Origin of the sequence: Lysinibacillus odysseyi 34hs-1 = NBRC 100172, from assembly GCF_001591965.1 — a bacterium.
GTDB lineage: Bacteria > Bacillota > Bacilli > Bacillales_A > Planococcaceae > Lysinibacillus_B > Lysinibacillus_B odysseyi.
Map to the genome: position 1 here is coordinate 92,271 of NZ_BCVX01000007.1, position 19,015 is coordinate 111,285.

The following is a 19,015-nucleotide window of genomic DNA, read 5'->3' on the forward strand; positions in this document are numbered from 1 at the left end:
AAAAAACAAAGCACTTATTGCATTTGCATCAGTATGCGGGGTTCTATCTGCCTATTCTGCTGTCAGTTCAATACACTTAATCTCCGGTGTAGTCTATAGGTCTAATGGAGATTGATATAGCCACATTCAGTAAGAATGGACCATTGAATATTTTACCTCTTATTTTATATAATTCCAATTGTCTTTGAAAAAGTCATATTACGTGGTTTTTTTGAATAACCAATAGTATGCAGGAAGGAGAGAATACAATGGATGCTGCTGCTGGAGGATTAGCACTTATCTTTACATTACTTTTTATGGCGTTTTATCTTGGCATGATTATCTTCGTTATTTGGTTCATGATTACCATCGTAAAGAACTTAAAGATCCAAACGAAGATTTTGGAGAACATCGAGTATAAGCTGGATGCACAATCTACTCAAAAAACATATGAATGAGGATAGACGGTCCCGTATAGGAGACCGTCTTTTTATTTCCAGTCAGTTTTATATAATGGCGTGACGTTAAAAAACCTAGAACTATATTGTAACTTTTCGTTTTCTCGGAAGTCTACTTTAAAAAGAGGTGGTTAAAATGAAAAAGTGGTTGTTCCTGCTTGCGGGACTTATGTTGCTTGGCGGCTGCAGTAATAATTTCTTTAATTCAATTACCCGCACGGAATCCATTATTGATTGGGTTGATTTTATCAAATGGGATAATAAGTCCTATGAGGCTGTCTATGATGCTGTGCTTACAGACGAATCCTATATAGGTGAGGCTATCGGAACAGTGACATTCAAGGTAGCTGACAATGTGACAAACTCCAATTATAAAACGAAAAACGGGGATGCCGCTTTTCATGAGAAGGGAACAGAGTTTTTTGCGGTAAAAGGCGAGCCTGACCTTTTAGCAGTAAAGGACGATGAGGAAATTGGAGGCTACCGGATATATTATACAAGGGATGCTGGAAAATACCGCTGGCGCTTTCAAGATATGCCTTTAGAAAATGTAAAGCGGATTGAGTTTTATTCAATCTATACGGCTGAAGGAAACAAGCTGCTCTCTACATGGGAAAACTCGGATGATATTCAGGAGATTGAACAGTTACTTACTTCAAGCAGGGAACAGGTGGATTTCAATCCTAATACGACGGAAAAGGATCCTGATTACTATCAAATCATTCTTTATACAGGTGGTCCCTTCGCTTACCGGTACAATATTCAGTTTGATGGGGAAACGTATTATTGGTTCCCTTGGGAAACTCACATATTGTCTGAAAAGATTGCGCCTTATATGAAGATAAACTAAAAGGTCGTACGAGTCAGTATTTTTTCTCGTACGACCTTTTATCATTTCACGATCAGCGCAGGGCATTTTACCCGCTTCATTACTTTGTGGCTGACACTGCCAAGCACCATCTCCCGCAGGGAATTCAGGCCTCGGCTGCCGATAATGACGATATCAACATTTGCTTCATTCGCATAGCGTACGATTTCAGGACCAGGTTCACCTTTTAGAAGGGTGACCTTGTACGTGATGCCTGCTTCCTTAATCAACTGTTCTATCGGGGCAATTTTGCGTCTCCGCCCGATCTCCAAACTCTCTGGAGAGGCGGCATGTAGTACATCACTCTTCGATTTTTCAAAATCCACTACATAAACAAGATCAATCAATGAACTTTCCGTAAAGCTTGCTAGTTTAATTGCCTCTTTTGCGGCACGGATGGCGTTTTCCGACCCATCTGCTGCTAGTAAAATGTACTGATACATTCGCATTCCTCCTTCGTTTAGTGACCGCCGGATAGACCGAGTAACTTATTGTATAATTTTTCGCTCGCCGGATTTAATCCTTTTACTTGTACAGCAATTCCTTGCTCTTCAAGCTTGGATACAATTTTCGCTACTGCACCTACTGCGGACTCGTCCCATAAATGAGAACTTGAGAGATCAATCGTTATTTCTTTTTGCGATACTTGCTCAAATGCCTGGATGAAACTTTGTGTAGAAGCAAAGAACAGCGGTCCTTCTATGAAGTATGTTGTTCCTTGTTCTTTTATTTTTACTTTAGAGATGCTTGCCACGAAGAACAGAGCACTCAAAATGACACCAATGATAACACCGATTGCCAGGTTATCTGTGTAGATAACTATCGCGACTGTTACAAGCATGACAACTGCATCAGCGCGAGGGGCGGTAATAATATATTTAAAAGAGCCCCAATCAAATGTACCAATACATACCATGATCATAATGCCGACAAGGACAGGCATCGGGATATCAACAACCAGATCCCCAAGTACAAGTATCAGGAACATTAAACAGAGACCAGCTACAAGAGTAGAAAGACGGCCGCGGCCCCCTGATTTGACATTAATAACGGATTGACCAATCATGGCACAGCCAGCCATTCCGCCGAAAAATCCATTTACGAAGTTGGCGATTCCTTGTCCGCGTGCTTCCCGGTTTTTATCGGACTTCGTATCTGTCATATCATCTACAATCTGCGATGTCAGCAATGATTCTAGAAGCCCGACAACTGCGAGGGCTAAAGAATAGGGAAGGATGATTCGCAGCGTTTCAAAGTTAAATGGCACATCCGGTATAAAGAATGACGGCAGACTTTGTGTGATGTTACCTAAATCTCCGATTGTTTTCAGCTCCGCTCCGGAAATAAATGCCGCTGCTGTTAGGACAACGATCGCGATAAGGGGCGCTGGTATTGCTTTTACAAATCGCGGTACCGTATAAACAATAAGCAGTGTAACCGCAATGAAGACATAGGTTAACCAGCCTTCACCAAGGAAATGGGGTACCTGTGCCATAAAAATTAGGATAGCAAGAGCATTGACAAAACCGATCATTACAGCGTTTGGGATAAAGCGCATTAGTTTTGCAATCCCGAAAACCCCTAGTAATACTTGGACAATACCTGTTAAAATTGTTGCGGCGAGTAGATAGTTCAAGCCATAATCCGCTACAAGGTCTGCCATAACGAGAGCCATCGCCCCAGTTGCTGCAGATATCATAGCCGGACGCCCGCCGACAAATGCGATAATTGTCGCTATACAGAATGATGCATATAACCCAACCATCGGGTCGACACCTGCTATGATAGAAAAAGCGATTGCTTCAGGAATCAGTGCGAGTGCTACAACGATACCTGACAATATATCACCACGGATGTTACCAAACCATTGTTCTTTTAAAGATTGCATGTTATTGATCCTTTCGATATAGTTTTACGTAAGTGTATTGATACAAAAACGACATTCATTATCGTACCATTTATATTCCCAAAATGGAATAGTTTTGGGAAGGTAAGGAGCTTACTATGATTTACGGATATAAACGTCCCGTACAAGATGATAAAGATATGCAGCAACAGCTTGGAGCTGTCACAGTTGATAAAATATTTGAAGAATCGCATCCTTACGCCAAAAAAAGGACTGCGCTGGAAAACATGCTGATGGAAATGAAAAGTGGGGATGAATTATATGTGCAGCATATGGTCGTTCTAGCGGATACATTATCCCAATTTGAAGATGTTTTACGAGTGGCAGAGAAAGACGGCGTCTTTATCCATTTCATTGATGAAGAAATGACAAATCAGACAATGCCCAGCATGACATTGGCGGAAGCTGCATCCTTCTTTTCAAAACTACAGGCAGCTTGTACAAGCCATCGCACTACATTCGTTATGCAGGAGGCAATAAAACAAGGCAAAGCAATAGGCAGGCCAAAAAAATCAGATGATAATTTGAAAAAGGCATTGGAGATGTATCAAAGTAAAGTGTATACATTGCAGGCGATTAAGGATCAAACCGGCATCAGCAAATCTACCCTCTATCGCTATATTGACCAGTTAGAGGAGTAGAGAAAAGATTTACAAAACCTTTACAAGGGGCAGAGGTTCCGCTGTTCCTTGTTTTTTTATTGCAGCTTTGTAAAGTGGGCTTATTATTATATCAGAGAGGGTTTACAGGTCTGGTTTGACTTGCTATCTTAAAACAAAATATGTTGATTTATAAGCATGGTAGAGTCAGGCGGTCTGGCATTGCCATGCTTTTTTGCAAGTACAAAGAAAAACAAGAAAGCATATCACTCAGCATTTATTAGGGAGATGTCGTTCTACATAAAGGAGGATACTATGCGTACACTCGTTGAAATTTTTCTCGTGTCATTTCGCCTTGGCTGCACATCATTTGGCGGGCCGACTGCACATTTAGGTTACTTCCAGCAAACGTATGTGAAAGAAAAGAAATGGCTAACAGATGAGGAATACGCTGATCTGATTGCACTGAGCCAATTTTTACCCGGCCCAACGTCGAGCCAGGTTGGTATCGGTGTTGGGTTGATCCGGGGAGGCGTGCTTGGAAGTATTGTCTCGTTTACCGGATTTACTATGCCCTCAGTTTTGCTGCTTATGCTGTTTGCCGCCTTCTATTTAAAGGGAGAGGTTAATATGGGCTGGATTCAGGGATTAAAGCTTGTCGCCGTAGCGGTAGTTGGCCAAGCAATTGTAGATATGGTGAATAAACTATTAATAGGCTGGCGACATACCCTTCTAGCTATTTTGGCATGTGCTGCGGGGCTTATATTAACGACACCTTGGACACAAGCAGCTGTGATTCTTATAGCGGGTATAGCGGGCTATCTAACTCTAACAGGAACAACAAAGTGTGTGACTAACAAGCAGCTGCTATCTAAAAAAACAGGGGCTGTATTACTGTTTATCTTCTTTGCATTACTGTTTGTATTGCCGCTGGCGAATCATTTCTTTACGATAAAGGCTCTTGTCTTGTTTGAAAAGTTTTACATAGCAGGTGCCCTCGTTTTTGGGGGAGGTCATGTGGTCCTCCCGCTTCTAGAAACACATTTTGTCAGCAGTGGTATTATGTCAATGGAATCGTTTTTAACAGGTTACGGTGCAACACAGGCGGTACCTGGACCACTGTTTACCTTTGCTGCATACATTGGCATGATACTTGGGGGAATAGGAGGCGCTTTATGGGCGACATTCGCCATCTTCCTTCCAGGTTTTCTGCTGATTCTCGGCGCACTCCCATTTTGGTTATATTTAAGCGGACATCAGAAGATGCGAGGTGCTATTGCTGGGATGAATGCAGCGGTTGTCGGGATTTTAACAGCCGCGTTCTTTACGCCGATTATTTCTGATTCTATCTCAGGAGCTATTGATGCGGTTTTTATTATTTTATTTTTCGTCTTATTAATCAAGTGGAAGATGAAAGCTTCTACAATTGTCCTGCTGGGAATTTTGGTCGGCATCATTTGGTATTAAGCAGAAAGAGAAAAGACATTCCAGGCTGCTTTAATAGTGGCAAAGTAAAGACACTATTTTGACCAATAGAGAGGGCAAATGGGAAAGGGGATATTAATAAGCAATAAAAGCGGGGAAGATTCCTCGCTTTTTATTTTTGGCCGGACGGAAAACTTTGGGAACTTACTTTATAATGAAAACGTAATGATAGGTAAAGCAGGAAAGGAGAGGAAATTATGCGCAATAAAATCAGACTGCTTATCATTGGGCTTTTATTTCTAGGATTTATTATTCCGCTCAATCATACAAATGCACAAGCTTCATTATATGTCGATGCAAAAATCGGTTTTGATAACAAAGTCAAGTATGACCATGCTGTACCGCTTACCGTAACTATCACGAACAACGGCGAGAAATTCAGCGGCGATTTTGTCATAGATGCAATGGTTTCGTATGGAACAGGTTCTGCGCTCGTATATCCAATTACTTTGGAAGCCGGAGAAAAAAAGACATTAGAAATCGAATTAGCCGGCTACTCCGAGGATTTGAATTTAGAGCAGCCAAGAAAAGATTATTTCCATTTGTTTGAGGGGGAAATGGAGAAAGGAAAAGAAATAGAGTATGAGGGCATGCATTATGTAACACCTGACTTTATTGATTACGAAGGGAAGATGGTGCTTGCGGTCACATCGGATGCTAACAGGCTGAAGGCGGTGAAGCAGCTCGGACAGTTTTCTGCTATGACGATCATCTCCCGTTTTGTATCGCCTGTAGAAGTTCCGGTCAATGCCTCTCTGCTTGAAATGGTCGATGCTGTATTTTTTGATGACGGAGCGTTTGAAAAGTTGACAGAGGAACAGCAGCAGGCAATCTACGTTTGGACTCAGCAAGGTGGAATAGCCATTTTGGGGTCTGAAGTGAAAAATGCAGGTCCATATAATGCTCTCCTGCCGTTTTCATTTGGTGCTTCAACAGACCAAGTAACACCTGAAGAGATGAAAAATGTAGCAGCCGATGGTTCATTTACACAATCGTTTGAAATAAAAGCAGGAAAAGTAAACAAAGAAAGCACTATTGTTTCGAAAACAGGGGGAAAAGTACTAGCAGCAAAGACATCGGTAGGTAAGGGGGGGCTTATTCAAACAGCCTTTCCATTAGGAGCACAACCATTAGCCGATATGACGGGCTACAGCGATTTACTATCTGGAATTACCAATTTTTCTACGTATTCTACAGAGGATGCGACACAACCGTCTAGTCTCGGCTATGGAACAGGCTGGACATACGAAAATGAACTATTTCCGTCATTTAAATTTTCAGCAGGCTGGGTAATGGCATTAATTGCGCTTTACATCGTGCTTGTCGGCCCTGTCCTCTATTCTTTGATAAAACGGGTAGATAAGCGTGAGCATATGTGGATTTATGTACCGGTAGTTTCCCTCGTATTCTCGCTTTCTTTCTTCTTGTTCGGAGCAAAGGATCGGTTAAAGGAGCCGCAAATACAGCAAATGGCCCTTTATGAAGTACAGGAAGACGGTTCCATTGCAGGTTCCTATACAACTGCTGTTCTTTCCAATAAAAGGGGGGATTTCACCTTTTCGATGGATGACAGTACAACGGCTGTCGCGAATACAAGAGGAGCAATCCTTTCGCCTGCACCTCTTTACACTCAATCTTATATTAAGAGGACGGATGCTGGGCAAGTGCTCACACTAAAGGATATGGACTACTGGTCAGTGCAATCGTTCAGTGGCCGAACAAAACTGGATGATATCGGAAAGGTAACCGTTGATCTTACCGTTTCGGCTGGCAAATTAGCAGGAACAATTACAAATCAATTACCTGTCGATTTACAGGATGTTAAGATATTAAATGGCAATCAAGTCCACAAAATCGGTAACATGAAAAAAGGAGAGACCATTGACGTACTGCTGCCTATCCGGGGAAATAGTATGCTTGCTCCAGTGAATGATTACTGGGAGTCCGAATCTTTTGAGGAGACAAAAAACCTTCAGGCGAGGAAGCTGCAACAGCTGACTTCCACTACGATTGACAATGCTTACGCAGGAAGGCAGCCGGTATTAGTAGGATGGTCAAAGCGATCTATTCTTCCAGTCACATACGAAGGAAATCACCATATATCTGCCATCTCGCTTTTTTCTGTACCGTTTACACCAAAAACCGAGCTGACTGACAAAGTGACGCTTACACACTCGGACTTTTATGTAACGATTGAAGCAGAATCAAGTGCGGAAGCTTACGGCTATTTGGAGCAGAATAATATAGAAGAAGCCTATATTGGTGAAGGAGAGTATATTGCTTCCTATACACTTCCGAGCGCTATCGATATAAGCAGTCTGCAGCTTCATGAAATGACGGGTTCCTATCAACAGGACAATATTAAGGCTGCTATCTACAATCAGGCAACAGGACAATATGAACTGCTGTCGACTGGAAAGATTAATGTGCAGAACAATATATCTGATTATCTTGTTGATAGTAGAAAGATTGAATTCAAGATATCAAGAATAACGCAAGATGACGGAATGCCTGTCGCATTGCCTAAAATCTTGCTGAAGGGGGTTGCAGTAAAATGATTGATATACAAGGGCTGACGAAGAAATATGAGGATTTTACTGCGCTCGATCAATTAACTCTTCATATTGAACAGGGAACGGTTTTTGGATTTGTCGGCTCGAATGGAGCGGGGAAATCAACGACTTTTTCTATCCTTGCTACTCTTTTAGCACCGACAAGCGGCACTGCCTACATTAACGGAGCAAATATCATTGAACAGCCGAATGACGTACGTAGGCAGCTCGGTTATATGCCTGACTTTTTCGGAGTGTATGATCAGCTAAAAACTGATGAATACCTTGATTTTTACGGAGCAAGCTACGGACTATCCTCACAACAACGGGCTGAACTGATTCCTACGCTTCTTGAGCTAGTGAAGTTGACTGATAAGCGCTATGAATATGTAGATCTTTTGTCGCGCGGAATGAAGCAGCGCCTTTGCCTGGCAAGAGCACTCATTCATGATCCGGCTGTACTGATTCTGGATGAACCGGCATCGGGGCTGGATCCGAGATCGAGGAGTGAGATGCGAGATATTGTAAAGACATTGAAAATGCAGGGCAAAACGATTCTTATTTCCTCACATATACTGCCTGAACTGGCGGAAATGTGCGACGAAATCGGTGTATTGGAAAAAGGCCGCCTTATTGCACGAGGCAGTGTAGATTCTATTCAAGGTCATATGCAGGGCGACCGTCAGCTCACAGTAAAAGTACTAAATAGTAGTCAACAGGCGGCCTCCCACTTCCGAAATGACCCACTTGTATCAAATGTACAAATAGTAGATGACAATACGGTCATTTGCTTCTATCGTGGCTCGAAGGAACAGCAAGTCAACCTTTTAAAACAAGCATTGCAGCAGGATATTTTGATTTACCAGCTGCAGGAAGAAAGACAAGATCTCGAGGATATCTTTTTAACAATTACGAAAGGGGCGGAAAAATAATGGGAAAGCTGACTAACCCTGTATTATTGAAGGAATTGAAGCTTCGTTTCCGCTTCTTTAAAAGTGTTTCGGGCATGCTTGCTTATTTGATTGCAATGAGCATTTTTGTGATCGGATTCTTTTACATTACCACACAGCTGACAGGTACTGGCTATTTCCGGCCAAGCGAAAGCTTCTACCTGTTTTCCATGCTGTCACTCATCCAAATGGGGATGATTTTATTTATCGCACCTGGTTTAACGGCTGGTGCCATCTCTGCTGAACGTGAAAAACAGACGTTGAACATGCTGCTCACAACAACGCAAAGCTCCTGGCAGATCATCATTGGAAAATTACTTTCTTCTTTGGCTTTCCTTGGACTTCTGCTATTTGCCAGCCTACCGTTCTACAGTCTTGTTTTTCTGTTTGGCGGCATTTCACCGGTGCAGCTACTTACAGTATTCTTCTTCTATTTTGTCACAATGGTGGCAATTGGTAGCATCGGCATCTTCTTTTCGACAATGACAAAGCGTACAATTACATCAATGATCGCTACCTACAGTTCAAGTGTATTTGTAGCCGGTTTCACGCTATTTTTCTTCTTTATCAGCATTATGGTAAATCAAACAATGATAGAAGCAGGGGAAATAGCTCCATTTACGTATTTTTGGCTGAGCATTAACCCTGGAGCACTTGTCCTTTCTTTGCTGTCAGGGAATTTAATGACAGAATTTTATACGCTTGCAGGAATTGATATACCGATTTGGGTGACGTATCTGCTATTTTATACAGTGCTTTCCATTGTGCTGCTGACAATCTCCTCTTCTAGGCTGCGTGCCAATATGAAGCGCGGCTGACCCGGAAATTGCCGGTTCTCCCGGCATTTCTTTTATACTAATAGGCAGGTGAAGCTATGCATATTTTTTATTTACTATTCTGTTATCTTCTTGGGACGTGTATGACCGCCTATTTTGTAGGCAGGTGGAACGGCATCAACCTACAAAAGGAAAATACAGGGAATTTAGGTGCCCGCAATGCGGGACGTACCCTTGGAAAAACAGCCTTCTTCTTGACGGTTCTAGGAGACGGCGGAAAGGGAATTGCTGTTGTTTTGCTGGGACGTTTCCTAGGATTCAGTGATTTTTGGATCACTTTAGGTATTTTATTTGTCGTTGCAGGTCATCTCTATCCATTTTGGCTTCGGTTTAAAGGAGGAAAAGGAATTGCTACAGGAATTGGCGCTTTACTTGCCTTTTCACCGCTCCTGCTGCTTGCCTTCCTGGGTGGGCTGAGTCTCTCATTGCCCTTTACGAAAAGCTTGACCATCAGTATGATTATCGGCTTCTTTACCTATAGTGTAACAATTCTTCTAACAGGCAGATATGAGCTTGCGGTACTTATTGTTATGCTTACTTTACTGACTATCGAACATAGACAAAACATAATAGAAAGAGTGACGTAATATGTATTGGTGTAAAATTGCCACAACCGAAAAGGAATTTGATGAGATTGCCGCGCTTAATTATGAAACATTTGTAGAGGAAATTCCACAGCACCATCGAAATAAAGAGCGCCGGTTAGTCGATCGGTTCCATCATGAAAATACATATATGCTAGTATATAAGGAGTCTGAAATCGCCGGAATGATTGCGTTTAGGGCAGTAAGGCCGTTTTCTCTCGACGAAAAAATCGGACCGATGGAGGAGCACCTTCCTAAGGAGCTATGCGGTAATCTTTGTGAACTTCGGCTCCTCGCAATAAAAAAAGAACACCGGAACGGCCGGGCTATGCTCCGGTTGTTTAAAGCTTTATACGCCTACTTTTATGAACAGGACTTTTCAGCATGCGTGATTTCAGGGACAATACGTGAAGTAAAAATGTATATACAAATCGGCTTTGAACAATTCGCTCCTGTAGTAGGGGCGAAGGATGCTGAGTATCTCCCGATGGTACTGACAAGAAAAGCGATTGATCAATTCCGCGTACGGATGATGAAGGATGTGAAGATGTTTTATCCTGGACCTGTTAAACAGACAGCTCCCCTTCACTATACAAATATATCCCATCGCAGCGTGGACGGGGTAAAATTATATAACGACATGAAGGAAACGCTAAAATTGATGTCCGGTACCAAGTATGCTGCTGTAGTAGTCGGATCAGGCACGTTGGCAAATGAAATGATGCTAGGGCTAATAAAAAATGCATGCGGGAAAAAGCGGGGACTCATGCTGAGCAATGGGGAATTTGGTGAGCGCTTGATTGCCCAGGCCAAGCAGTGGGAACTGTCGTTTGTTACAAAAAGCTATCGGTGGAACGAGTCGTTTAACGTAAAAGAAATTGAAAAATTAATCAAGGAACAAAACGTTGACTGGCTATCGTTTGTCCATGGAGAGACATCGACCGGAACACTAAATCCGCTTAAGGAGTTACAGGAACTCTGTGATGCCTATAACGTCAAATTATGCGTTGACTGTATCAGCTCTTTCGGTGCGCTTCCTTTTTCGCTGGAAAATGTTTTCTGTGCTACGGCAGTGAGCGGGAAAGCAATCGGTGCACTCGGCGGGCTTGCCTTTCTTCTATACAATGAGGCTCCGCAAACTGCAGTGGATATCCCTTCTTATATAAATCTCGCACATTATCATGAAACAATGCCATTTACTGTACCGGTTTATTTACTGGAGAATACGAAACAGGCACTTACACAGTATCCGGAGCGTTATCATCTGCTGGAAAAACGGCTGAAAACAGTGCTGGCTTCACCGTTTTATACACATTTCGGGTTACAAACAGAACATTATCCGATTATCGTTACATTTGTAGGTCTAGAGGAATTTGCTTTATGCGCAAAGCTGAATGATTTTGATCTACATGGTGCAAGCAGTTATTTAAAACAGAACGGCTTTGTCCAAATCAGTACGATACAGCCGGATTTTGAGCGGGATTTTGCTGCGCTTGAACAGCTTTACTACTCTTTTATGCAATAAACAAAGCAGGAGGATCAGAATATGTCTGCCATACAAAATACAAGCCTCATCCTGGAGGGCGGGACATTCCGGACACTATTTACAGCAGGGGTACTCGATACTTTTATTGATGAGAATATCGAGCTTCCATATATTGTTGCCATATCTGCGGGAGCAATCAATGCCTGCTCCTATGTCGCAGGGCAAAAGGAAAGGACACTGCGTATTTTATCTACATACCGACATGATAAGCGCTATATGGGAATGCGAAATTTTATAAAGGAACGCAGCTATTTCGGCTTGGATTTTGCCTATAATGTACTGCCGAATGAGCTGGATCATTTTGACTGGGAAAAGTACCGTAGCTTTAATGGACAGCTGGAATTCGGCGTGACGAATGCACTGACTGGGGAAGTCGAATATATGAATGCTTTAGCGATGGATACACGATGCAATATATTACAGGCTACATGCGCAATACCAGTGCTCTTTCCTGAAATAAAGGTCGACGGAGTTCCTTATTATGACGGGGGATTGTCGGATCCTATTCCGATCAAACAGGCTGAAAACCGAGGCTATGACAAGCATATTTTTGTTCTTACTCGTCCGGAAGGCTACCGCAAGGAGATGGATGGCAAAAGTAAATGGGTGATGAAGCTCTTGGCCCGTAAATACCCGAAAATCGCACTAGCTATGGCAAATCGAATAGAGTATTATAATGAAACACTAGCTTATGTGGAAGCACTCGAAAAAGAGGGAAGAGCATTTGTTTTTAGACCAGAGTACGCTTTAAACAGCTTTGAAAAACATGTGCCTACTATGAATCAAAATTATCAGATGGGCTATGCACAAGGTCAGAGCCGAATGAATGAATTAAGAGCATTTCTAACGAAGTAATGTCCTGGTTTGAAGCTCCGAAAGATCAAGTGGATAGCGTACATGTTGTGCATACTCTCTAATAGATATCTAAAAACACGAAGGGCGTGAATTGCCTTTCGTGTTTTTCTTATCTTTCAGAGCCAGGGTTATTTGTAACGTTCGTTAACAAAAAAGTGCCAGCCATCTTCATCCATCTCTTTCCTGACCAGTCCTTTTTCCTCCGCATAGCACGTATAACCGATAATCTCTGACATAATGATGGAAAATTCCTTTTCAGTCCGCTCTCCGTAGATTGCATACGCTATAGAGAGTGCAGTTTCGTGACCGTCCGCTATTTTATTTATGATTCGCTGTAATTGAAAAGAAACTCGTTCCAGATTCCGCTGCGTAATTTCTTGCAAGTTACTAAACGGCTGCTGATGTCCAGCAAATACCATGCTCGCGTTATAATGCAGACAGTTTTCCAGCGACTGCTTATACTGCATGACTGTAGGAAGGAGTCTGCCTTCCTCATCATGATCAACAAGAGCACTTGTCGTTCCTGTATAAAGCACAAGATCACCCGCAAATAGCCACTTTGTCTTTGTATCGTGTAGCAGGATAGAGTCAGGAGAATGGCCTGGAGCAGCGATTATCTTAAAATCGTCTATTATATCCCCATCGAGCAGAGGAATAATATCTGTCTTGATCCGCAGCCGTTCACTATTCTTCATTGTTTTAGCTAATTTTGCGAGACGTTTTTCTGCAAGGTGACTGCATCCGTAATTTTCATATAGTTTTTTGAAAAAGTCACGTTTTTGCAGCTGATAATTTTCCGTTAAATGCAGGCGCTCAATAGCAAGAGGGTGAGCATACACCGGCACATGTTTCACAGCTAAAATATGATTTACCATTCCTGTATGATCACCGTGATGATGAGTTAGAATAATCTGGTCAATATCATTGATGCGGAACCCATATTCAGCCAGCTTTCCAAAGAAAAACTCATGAAAAGCAGGCATATCAATGCCCGCATCAAGTAACGTCAGTGTATTCCCATTTTTATATAAAAAACAGTTAATACTTTTCATCTGTCCATAACGAACTTCGAATAAAATAGGATACACCGTCTTTTCTCCATCTGTTATTATTTGTGACATTCCCAACATCCCCTGTCTTTTTCGATTTGTAAGAACTCTAAAGCCGGCCTTATTTTAATAGAAACGCTTCAAGCATTATTTTTCTTTCTGCCTTTATTTTACCGTATCATTTTTGCATTTTCCTATTTTAAAAGCATGGGAGTCTCTAACAAATTGAAGAAAAAAGAATATTTAATTTACAAGACCAAAGTTGCATATTGTTTGCGTAAAAGGGAGTTTTCCTTAACAATAGGAATACAAGAAAGGAGATGAAGGTACTGAAAGCTGGTTCTTGGGTACATAATATAATCGGCATCCTTTTAATTATTGTCAGCATACTGCAAGCGGTCACTAATTGGGACGAGAGTATGCTGAAATCTATTTTCTATATTCTTTTTGCGGCTGCTATCGCCGTTCTTTTAGTCTTCTTAACGAAGAAGCGAAGAGAAATCAAGCAGGAGGGAAATTAACATTATGAATAAAATCAATATACCTATTTCAGTGCTTGACCTTGTACCTGTACGGGAAGGACAGGATGCACATGATGCATTTGTCCGCGCACGTGAGCTAGCAAAGCATGTAGATGATCTTGGATATACACGATACTGGCTGGCAGAACACCATAATAGCCGGTCCATTGCAAGCTCGGCTACAGCAGTCGCTATCGGTTATATTGCAGAGGCAACAAAGCAAATACGTGTCGGTTCAGGCGGTGTCATGCTGCCGAATCACGTACCGCTCGTTGTGGCAGAGCAGTTCGGTACATTAAATGCCATGTATCCGGGACGAATTGACCTAGGACTCGGCCGTGCGCCAGGAACAGACCCGTTTACTGCACGTGCTCTTCGCCGGAATATTGCAGGAGAAGACTTTGAGGAGAATGTTGTTGAGCTTCAGCATTATTTAGGAGAGGCAAAAGAAACGGATTCTGTACGTGCTTATCCGGGATTCGGTGAACAAATTCCGATCTGGATTCTAGGCTCCAGCATGTTCAGTGCTGAGCTTTCTGCAAGAAGAGGTTTGCCTTACGCATTTGCTTCCCACTTTGCGCCAGATTACTTCACACGTGCCATTAAGCTGTATCGTGAGCAATTCAAGCCAAGTGAATATTGTGAAAAACCATACGTTCTGGCATGTATCAATGCTATTGTCGCTGATACAGATGAAGAGGCTCATTATTTGGCGACAAGTTTCTACCAGTTCTTCCTGTCAATTATTCGCCGGGATCATCAATTGCTGAAGCCGCCTGTCAAAAATATGGATGAGATCTGGTCGCCATTTGAACGTGATGCAGTGATGCAGCAGCGCCAGTACACATTTATCGGCAGCAAAGAAACGGTCGCAAAAGAGCTGCAGGCGTTTGTAGAAGAGAATAGTGTGGATGAAGTGATGATCAGCTCTTCTATTTATGATGATGAAGCCCGTAAATATTCTTTCACATGCCTTCGTGATATGTTTGCATAATTGTATGGGACGTCGAGCCGATGTAACCGGCTCGGCTTTTCTGTTTGCTGAAATGTCTCATATGACCGGCGCCCTTTTTGAAGCAGAAAGTAAATAATCATTAAGAATTTTGCGATAATTATTGAAAAACTTATCTTCGCGTGATACAATCTATCTAATTTAATCATCTTATCAAGAGAAGCAGAGGGATATGGCCCGATGAAGCTTCAGCAACCTCTAGCGCAGCTAGAAAGGTGCTAATTCCAGCAAGGTGTATGCCTTGAAAGATAAGAGCGAGCGACTAAAAACCTCTCATTCTTATGCTGGAATGGGAGGTTTTTTCTGATTTGTGATAGAAATGGGGGGACTTTGGAATGCCTATCAATATACCGAAAAGGCTGCCGGCTGGAGATTTACTTAGAGAAGAAAAGATATTCGTCATGGAGGAGGATCGTGCACGCACGCAGCAAATTCGTCCACTGAATATATTAGTATGCAATTTAATGCCGGAAAAAGAGAAAACGGAATTGCAACTGCTGCGTTTGCTGGGGAACACACCACTTCAAGTTAATATCACCTTCTTAAATACAGCAACCTATGAATCAAGAAATGTATCAAAGTCACATTTACAGCTGTTTTATAAAACATTTGAAGAAATCAAGCATCGCCGCTATGATGGTATGATTATTACCGGTGCACCAATCGAACGGATGGAATTTGAAGACGTTCTTTACTGGAAGGAAATCACTTCAATTATGGATTGGGCAAAGGAAAATGTCACGTCCATTATGAACATCTGCTGGGGCGCCCAGGCTGCTCTCTACTATCATTATGGTATCGGTAAATATGAGCTTCCGAAAAAATGCTCGGGTGTCTACTCGCATGTCATTACGGATTTGACGGTTGACCTTGTACGCGGATTTAGCGATGAATATGTAGCACCCCATTCGCGCCATACATCGGTTTCTATCGAGGAGGTCCGCAATCACCCGGAGCTTAAGCTGCTCAGTTACTCGGATGATGCAGGGGTTTTCATTGTCCAGTCAAAGGATAATAAGCATATTATGATAACCGGACACCTTGAATACGATGCTACGACGCTAAAAGACGAATATGTGAGAGATGTGGCAAAGGGAGATAATGTTGAATTGCCTGTAAATTACTTCCCTGATAATGATCCGTTAAAAGAGCCGAAAAACACATGGCGGGCACATTCCCATCTGCTATTTTATAACTGGCTGAATTACTATGTTTACCAAGAAACACCATACAAATGGGACTTTGTCGAGGAAGATATCGAATATCATATTTAAAAAATATAGCCATGCTCTCGTTTACTGTCGGGAGCATGGCTTCTTAGCTGAAGAAGATAATTAATTTCCGGAAATTTGAAACTATATGGCAGTGTTCATGTATATAAACTAATAGTTTTTTACAAAGGGGGCTTCTCATGTTATTCATCGTTGCTGTCTTATCCATTCCGGTATATGGATATTGTATCTGGTCTTTATACGAGCCTGAGGAGTCCTTCTTCTTTATGGAGAAATGGCGCTATAAAGAAGTGCCGGAACTCTCCGATCTGCAAATCAAGCTTATACGCCGCAGCAGTATAGCAATAATGGCCATCATGACAATTATTCTTCTGCTGCTTGCCGTGCATACAGTTATATCGATATTCAGCTTTTTTAACAGTCAGTAAGATAACTTATATTTCGATATTGGGAGCGAGCAGTTATGTGGTGACTATTTTTGATGAAAACCACCACTTTCCATTTTTAGGAGAGTAGGAAGCCTTCGACACATTTGTGACCGATACACTACATACACCTAAGTTGCCAGCCTCCTAAAGAAAAAAGGCTGTGTGAAAAGCGGTTTTGACTTTTCGTACAGCCTTTTTCATCCTAATTAGAGGCCATAAAATCTTGTTCCTGCAGTAATCATATCAACATGTCACCATCTTTTTCGCAATGGAGGTATCCCCGAACGTCTTCTCGGACGCTTCTTTTTTCGTTTTATGCTTATTTTACATCCTTATACATTAGGATATCATCTACATAGCGATTATGGATTTTTACTTCCTTCACCTTGCGTCCTTCTTCGATACATCCGAGTGAACGGTATAAGTGGATGGCCCGTTCATTTGTCGAAAGAACGCCCAAACAGACTTTTTCAATTTCCTCGTGGTTTTCAGCCTACACGAGCAAGGCTTCAAGCAATCTTCGTCCAATTTGCATGTTTCGATATTCCTTCGATATCATCATGCCGAAAGAGCCCGTATGATTCAGCCGAACACGGTTAGGTGATTGGAAAACAAGCCATCCGGCGATTTTAGCATCTACTTCTGCTACGAGAATGGTTTCCCGACTGTTTTGTAGAATACGTTGAATCCATTGCTTTTGATCATCTACGGTTTTATGGAACTCTGTCGGATCAGTTAGGAGAAAATCCTCTTCTTCTACCACTTCCTTTTGGATTCTTACCATCATCTCTGCATCCTCAATCATTGCTTCTCTTGGCAGCTCTTAGGATTTATAAGCACGTGCGGGAAATTGCTCCTATAAGCTAGATCACTGGATAATAATGTTTATAACAGGGGTGTGTATAAAATGGCGGTCTTGGACCAATGACAGGAGCATTGATCACCAAAGACCGATACTTTAATTGCACTTTTTCATTTGACTGATCGAGTAATAAAAACTTTACTACCGGATTGTAATAATAGTACATTTCCGTTACCTCCTATTTTGATGCTCCTATATTATTCCGTTTTAGAGTGTTTTGATTATTGATTGATGCACGTTGGCTAACTAATCAGCATATGGTAGGCAAACGTCATTTTTTGGAGGGAACGAATCCAGTGACTAAAGAGCAGGATTACCCGCTGTATCCCAATTTCGGGAGCATTGTCCGCTATGAGGATATTGCCATGACCGTACCGGAGCAGCGGCAATACCGTCAACCCGGCGTAGAGGGCTTAATGGTTCCGCGGCCAATTATCGAAAACCCGCTTTATAAAGGAAGCGGTAAGTTGAAAGGAAAGGTTGCATTAATTACTGGAGGAGATAGTGGGATGGGGGCCGCTGCTGCCATTGCTTTTGCTAAGGAAGGGGCGGACGTTGCCATTTCTTACTTAGATGAACAGGAAGATGCATTACGGACAAAAGCCCGTATTGAAGAACTCGGAAAGAGGTGTCTCTTATTACCAGGGGATTTGAAAGAAAAGGCACATTGTAAAGAGATTGTCGAGAAAACAGTCAAGACTTTTGGGAAGCTTGATATTTTATGCAATCATGTCGGTATTCAGTTTCAGCAACTTAGCCTGACCGATATTACAGATGAACAATTCGATGAGACGTTTAAAATTAATATTTACTCTCATTTTTATACAACCCGGGCAGCACTCAAATACTTAAAGCCAGGAAGCTCGATTATTAATACCTCCTCGGTTGTTGCCTTTGATGGCAATGAACAACTCATCGACTATACTGCTACAAAAGGGGCAATCCTCGGGTTTACACGGGCATTGGCCAAAAACTTAGTGAGTAAAGGGATTCGTGTAAATGCCATCGCTCCGGGACGGATTTGGACACCGCTTATTCCTTCCAGCTTTTCTGCTGATCAGGTGACATTAGCTGGAAACCCGATGGACCGGCAGGGACAGCCATTTGAAGTTGCACCTACCTTCGTCTATCTTGCCTCGGATGATTCCCGCTTTGTGACAGGGCAGACACTCCACGTCAATGGGGGGCAAATCTTCGGATAATGAAATCTTTTCACCTACAAAATTTAGTTTACTTCGTAACCAGACACTTAGCCACTTTTGGTTTAGCGTATTAAAATTGCGATTGAAAAAG

21 protein-coding genes and 1 riboswitch are annotated in these 19,015 nt (G+C 42.1%); of the genes, 15 read left to right on the top strand and 6 right to left on the bottom strand.

Features of this window, described 5'->3' with window-relative positions; genetic code table 11:
• Window positions 1–227: 227 nt before the first annotated feature.
• Together BOD01S_RS12690 and BOD01S_RS12695 are read left to right on the top strand one after the other, a co-directional pair.
• Window positions 228–437, top strand: a complete 210-nt coding sequence (locus BOD01S_RS12690) for a hypothetical protein (RefSeq protein WP_169745634.1) — start codon at window positions 228–230, stop codon at window positions 435–437.
• 136 nt (window positions 438–573) lie between these two features.
• Window positions 574–1,287 (top strand): hypothetical protein, encoded by a 714-nt coding sequence (locus tag BOD01S_RS12695; protein WP_036159011.1) that lies wholly within the window; start codon window positions 574–576, stop codon window positions 1,285–1,287.
• Between the two features lie 41 nt (window positions 1,288–1,328).
• Here the strand turns inward: BOD01S_RS12695 and BOD01S_RS12700 are convergent, their stop codons facing one another.
• Entirely contained in the window at window positions 1,329–1,748 is a 420-nt protein-coding gene (locus BOD01S_RS12700; RefSeq protein WP_036159013.1) for a universal stress protein, read from the bottom strand.
• Between the two features lie 17 nt (window positions 1,749–1,765).
• Window positions 1,766–3,193, bottom strand: coding sequence for a SulP family inorganic anion transporter (locus tag BOD01S_RS12705; RefSeq protein ID WP_036159015.1), 1,428 nt, complete (start codon window positions 3,191–3,193; stop codon window positions 1,766–1,768).
• 116 nt (window positions 3,194–3,309) lie between these two features.
• Between BOD01S_RS12705 and BOD01S_RS12710 the strand changes: the two genes are divergently transcribed.
• The 8 genes from BOD01S_RS12710 to BOD01S_RS12745 all read left to right on the top strand — a co-directional run bounded on the left by BOD01S_RS12710 (window position 3,310) and on the right by BOD01S_RS12745 (window position 12,618).
• The gene (locus BOD01S_RS12710) at window positions 3,310–3,852 is read left to right on the top strand and encodes a recombinase family protein (RefSeq protein WP_036159017.1); all 543 of its coding nucleotides are present in this window, start codon (window positions 3,310–3,312) and stop codon (window positions 3,850–3,852) included.
• Between the two features lie 246 nt (window positions 3,853–4,098).
• Entirely contained in the window at window positions 4,099–5,277 is a 1,179-nt protein-coding gene (chrA, locus tag BOD01S_RS12715; protein WP_407656002.1) for a chromate efflux transporter, read from the top strand.
• A gap of 215 nt (window positions 5,278–5,492) precedes the next feature.
• Window positions 5,493–7,853 carry a hypothetical protein gene (locus BOD01S_RS12720; RefSeq protein WP_036159019.1) on the top strand — a complete coding sequence of 787 codons (2,361 nt, stop codon included), beginning with the start codon at window positions 5,493–5,495 and terminating at the stop codon, window positions 7,851–7,853.
• Entirely contained in the window at window positions 7,850–8,779 is a 930-nt protein-coding gene (locus BOD01S_RS12725) for an ABC transporter ATP-binding protein (protein WP_036159020.1), read from the top strand. Before BOD01S_RS12720 ends, BOD01S_RS12725 begins: the two co-directional genes overlap by 4 nt.
• The gene (locus BOD01S_RS12730; RefSeq protein WP_036159022.1) at window positions 8,779–9,615 is read left to right on the top strand and encodes an ABC transporter permease; all 837 of its coding nucleotides are present in this window, start codon (window positions 8,779–8,781) and stop codon (window positions 9,613–9,615) included. The genes BOD01S_RS12725 and BOD01S_RS12730 overlap by 1 nt, the downstream gene beginning before the upstream one ends.
• A 56-nt stretch (window positions 9,616–9,671) precedes the next feature.
• Window positions 9,672–10,220 carry a glycerol-3-phosphate acyltransferase gene (locus tag BOD01S_RS12735; protein WP_233153052.1) on the top strand — a complete coding sequence of 183 codons (549 nt, stop codon included), beginning with the start codon at window positions 9,672–9,674 and terminating at the stop codon, window positions 10,218–10,220.
• Between the two features lies 1 nt (window position 10,221).
• Complete coding sequence (locus BOD01S_RS12740) at window positions 10,222–11,742, top strand: aminotransferase class V-fold PLP-dependent enzyme (protein ID WP_036159025.1); 1,521 nt, start codon at window positions 10,222–10,224, stop codon at window positions 11,740–11,742.
• A 21-nt stretch (window positions 11,743–11,763) separates the two neighbouring features.
• Complete coding sequence (locus BOD01S_RS12745; RefSeq protein ID WP_036159027.1) at window positions 11,764–12,618, top strand: patatin-like phospholipase family protein; 855 nt, start codon at window positions 11,764–11,766, stop codon at window positions 12,616–12,618.
• Window positions 12,619–12,746: 128 nt separating this feature from the next.
• Here the strand turns inward: BOD01S_RS12745 and BOD01S_RS12750 are convergent, their stop codons facing one another.
• On the bottom strand, window positions 12,747–13,739 hold the full coding sequence (locus BOD01S_RS12750; protein WP_036159030.1) for an MBL fold metallo-hydrolase: 993 nt from the start codon (window positions 13,737–13,739) through the stop codon (window positions 12,747–12,749).
• A 248-nt stretch (window positions 13,740–13,987) separates the two neighbouring features.
• Between BOD01S_RS12750 and BOD01S_RS12755 the strand changes: the two genes are divergently transcribed.
• The 4 genes from BOD01S_RS12755 to BOD01S_RS12770 all read left to right on the top strand — a co-directional run bounded on the left by BOD01S_RS12755 (window position 13,988) and on the right by BOD01S_RS12770 (window position 16,860).
• Window positions 13,988–14,188, top strand: a complete 201-nt coding sequence (locus BOD01S_RS12755) for a hypothetical protein (protein ID WP_036159031.1) — start codon at window positions 13,988–13,990, stop codon at window positions 14,186–14,188.
• Between the two features lie 4 nt (window positions 14,189–14,192).
• The gene (locus BOD01S_RS12760) at window positions 14,193–15,182 is read left to right on the top strand and encodes an LLM class flavin-dependent oxidoreductase (protein WP_036159034.1); all 990 of its coding nucleotides are present in this window, start codon (window positions 14,193–14,195) and stop codon (window positions 15,180–15,182) included.
• Window positions 15,183–15,347: 165 nt separating this feature from the next.
• Window positions 15,348–15,455: riboswitch (SAM riboswitch) on the top strand.
• Between the two features lie 80 nt (window positions 15,456–15,535).
• Window positions 15,536–16,474: a homoserine O-acetyltransferase MetA gene (metA, locus tag BOD01S_RS12765; RefSeq protein ID WP_036159035.1), complete on the top strand. Its 939-nt coding sequence runs from the start codon at window positions 15,536–15,538 to the stop codon at window positions 16,472–16,474.
• Window positions 16,475–16,611: 137 nt separating this feature from the next.
• A complete protein-coding gene (locus BOD01S_RS12770) occupies window positions 16,612–16,860 on the top strand; it encodes a hypothetical protein (RefSeq protein ID WP_052125005.1) in 249 nt (82 codons plus the stop codon).
• A 319-nt stretch (window positions 16,861–17,179) separates the two neighbouring features.
• Here the strand turns inward: BOD01S_RS12770 and BOD01S_RS23925 are convergent, their stop codons facing one another.
• From BOD01S_RS23925 to BOD01S_RS23360, 3 genes are all read right to left on the bottom strand, one after another.
• On the bottom strand, window positions 17,180–17,320 hold the full coding sequence (locus tag BOD01S_RS23925) for a GNAT family N-acetyltransferase (RefSeq protein WP_322786807.1): 141 nt from the start codon (window positions 17,318–17,320) through the stop codon (window positions 17,180–17,182).
• A 33-nt stretch (window positions 17,321–17,353) separates the two neighbouring features.
• Window positions 17,354–17,647 carry a GNAT family N-acetyltransferase gene (locus BOD01S_RS23930; RefSeq protein ID WP_322787993.1) on the bottom strand — a complete coding sequence of 98 codons (294 nt, stop codon included), beginning with the start codon at window positions 17,645–17,647 and terminating at the stop codon, window positions 17,354–17,356.
• Window positions 17,648–17,723: 76 nt separating this feature from the next.
• On the bottom strand, window positions 17,724–17,888 hold the full coding sequence (locus BOD01S_RS23360; protein ID WP_169745645.1) for a hypothetical protein: 165 nt from the start codon (window positions 17,886–17,888) through the stop codon (window positions 17,724–17,726).
• A 91-nt stretch (window positions 17,889–17,979) separates the two neighbouring features.
• Here BOD01S_RS23360 and BOD01S_RS12780 point away from each other — a divergent pair, with 91 nt between their 5' ends.
• Complete coding sequence (locus tag BOD01S_RS12780) at window positions 17,980–18,924, top strand: SDR family oxidoreductase (RefSeq protein ID WP_052125042.1); 945 nt, start codon at window positions 17,980–17,982, stop codon at window positions 18,922–18,924.
• Window positions 18,925–19,015: the final 91 nt, after the last annotated feature.

Excerpts from the sequence above, each read along its gene's own strand:
- BOD01S_RS12690 (WP_169745634.1), top strand. The coding sequence starts at position 228 with ATGCAGGAAGGAGAGAATACAATGGATGCTGCTGCTGGAGGATTAGCA.
- BOD01S_RS12695 (WP_036159011.1), top strand. The coding sequence starts at position 574 with ATGAAAAAGTGGTTGTTCCTGCTTGCGGGACTTATGTTGCTTGGCGGC.
- BOD01S_RS12700 (WP_036159013.1), bottom strand. The coding sequence starts at position 1,748 with ATGTATCAGTACATTTTACTAGCAGCAGATGGGTCGGAAAACGCCATC.
- BOD01S_RS12705 (WP_036159015.1), bottom strand. The coding sequence starts at position 3,193 with ATGCAATCTTTAAAAGAACAATGGTTTGGTAACATCCGTGGTGATATA.
- BOD01S_RS12710 (WP_036159017.1), top strand. The coding sequence starts at position 3,310 with ATGATTTACGGATATAAACGTCCCGTACAAGATGATAAAGATATGCAG.
- chrA (WP_407656002.1), top strand. The coding sequence starts at position 4,099 with ATGTCGTTCTACATAAAGGAGGATACTATGCGTACACTCGTTGAAATT.
- BOD01S_RS12720 (WP_036159019.1), top strand. The coding sequence starts at position 5,493 with ATGCGCAATAAAATCAGACTGCTTATCATTGGGCTTTTATTTCTAGGA.
- BOD01S_RS12725 (WP_036159020.1), top strand. The coding sequence starts at position 7,850 with ATGATTGATATACAAGGGCTGACGAAGAAATATGAGGATTTTACTGCG.
- BOD01S_RS12730 (WP_036159022.1), top strand. The coding sequence starts at position 8,779 with ATGGGAAAGCTGACTAACCCTGTATTATTGAAGGAATTGAAGCTTCGT.
- BOD01S_RS12735 (WP_233153052.1), top strand. The coding sequence starts at position 9,672 with ATGCATATTTTTTATTTACTATTCTGTTATCTTCTTGGGACGTGTATG.
- BOD01S_RS12740 (WP_036159025.1), top strand. The coding sequence starts at position 10,222 with ATGTATTGGTGTAAAATTGCCACAACCGAAAAGGAATTTGATGAGATT.
- BOD01S_RS12745 (WP_036159027.1), top strand. The coding sequence starts at position 11,764 with ATGTCTGCCATACAAAATACAAGCCTCATCCTGGAGGGCGGGACATTC.
- BOD01S_RS12750 (WP_036159030.1), bottom strand. The coding sequence starts at position 13,739 with ATGTCACAAATAATAACAGATGGAGAAAAGACGGTGTATCCTATTTTA.
- BOD01S_RS12755 (WP_036159031.1), top strand. The coding sequence starts at position 13,988 with ATGAAGGTACTGAAAGCTGGTTCTTGGGTACATAATATAATCGGCATC.
- BOD01S_RS12760 (WP_036159034.1), top strand. The coding sequence starts at position 14,193 with ATGAATAAAATCAATATACCTATTTCAGTGCTTGACCTTGTACCTGTA.
- metA (WP_036159035.1), top strand. The coding sequence starts at position 15,536 with ATGCCTATCAATATACCGAAAAGGCTGCCGGCTGGAGATTTACTTAGA.
- BOD01S_RS12770 (WP_052125005.1), top strand. The coding sequence starts at position 16,612 with ATGTTATTCATCGTTGCTGTCTTATCCATTCCGGTATATGGATATTGT.
- BOD01S_RS23930 (WP_322787993.1), bottom strand. The coding sequence starts at position 17,647 with ATGATGGTAAGAATCCAAAAGGAAGTGGTAGAAGAAGAGGATTTTCTC.
- BOD01S_RS23360 (WP_169745645.1), bottom strand. The coding sequence starts at position 17,888 with ATGTACTATTATTACAATCCGGTAGTAAAGTTTTTATTACTCGATCAG.
- BOD01S_RS12780 (WP_052125042.1), top strand. The coding sequence starts at position 17,980 with ATGGTAGGCAAACGTCATTTTTTGGAGGGAACGAATCCAGTGACTAAA.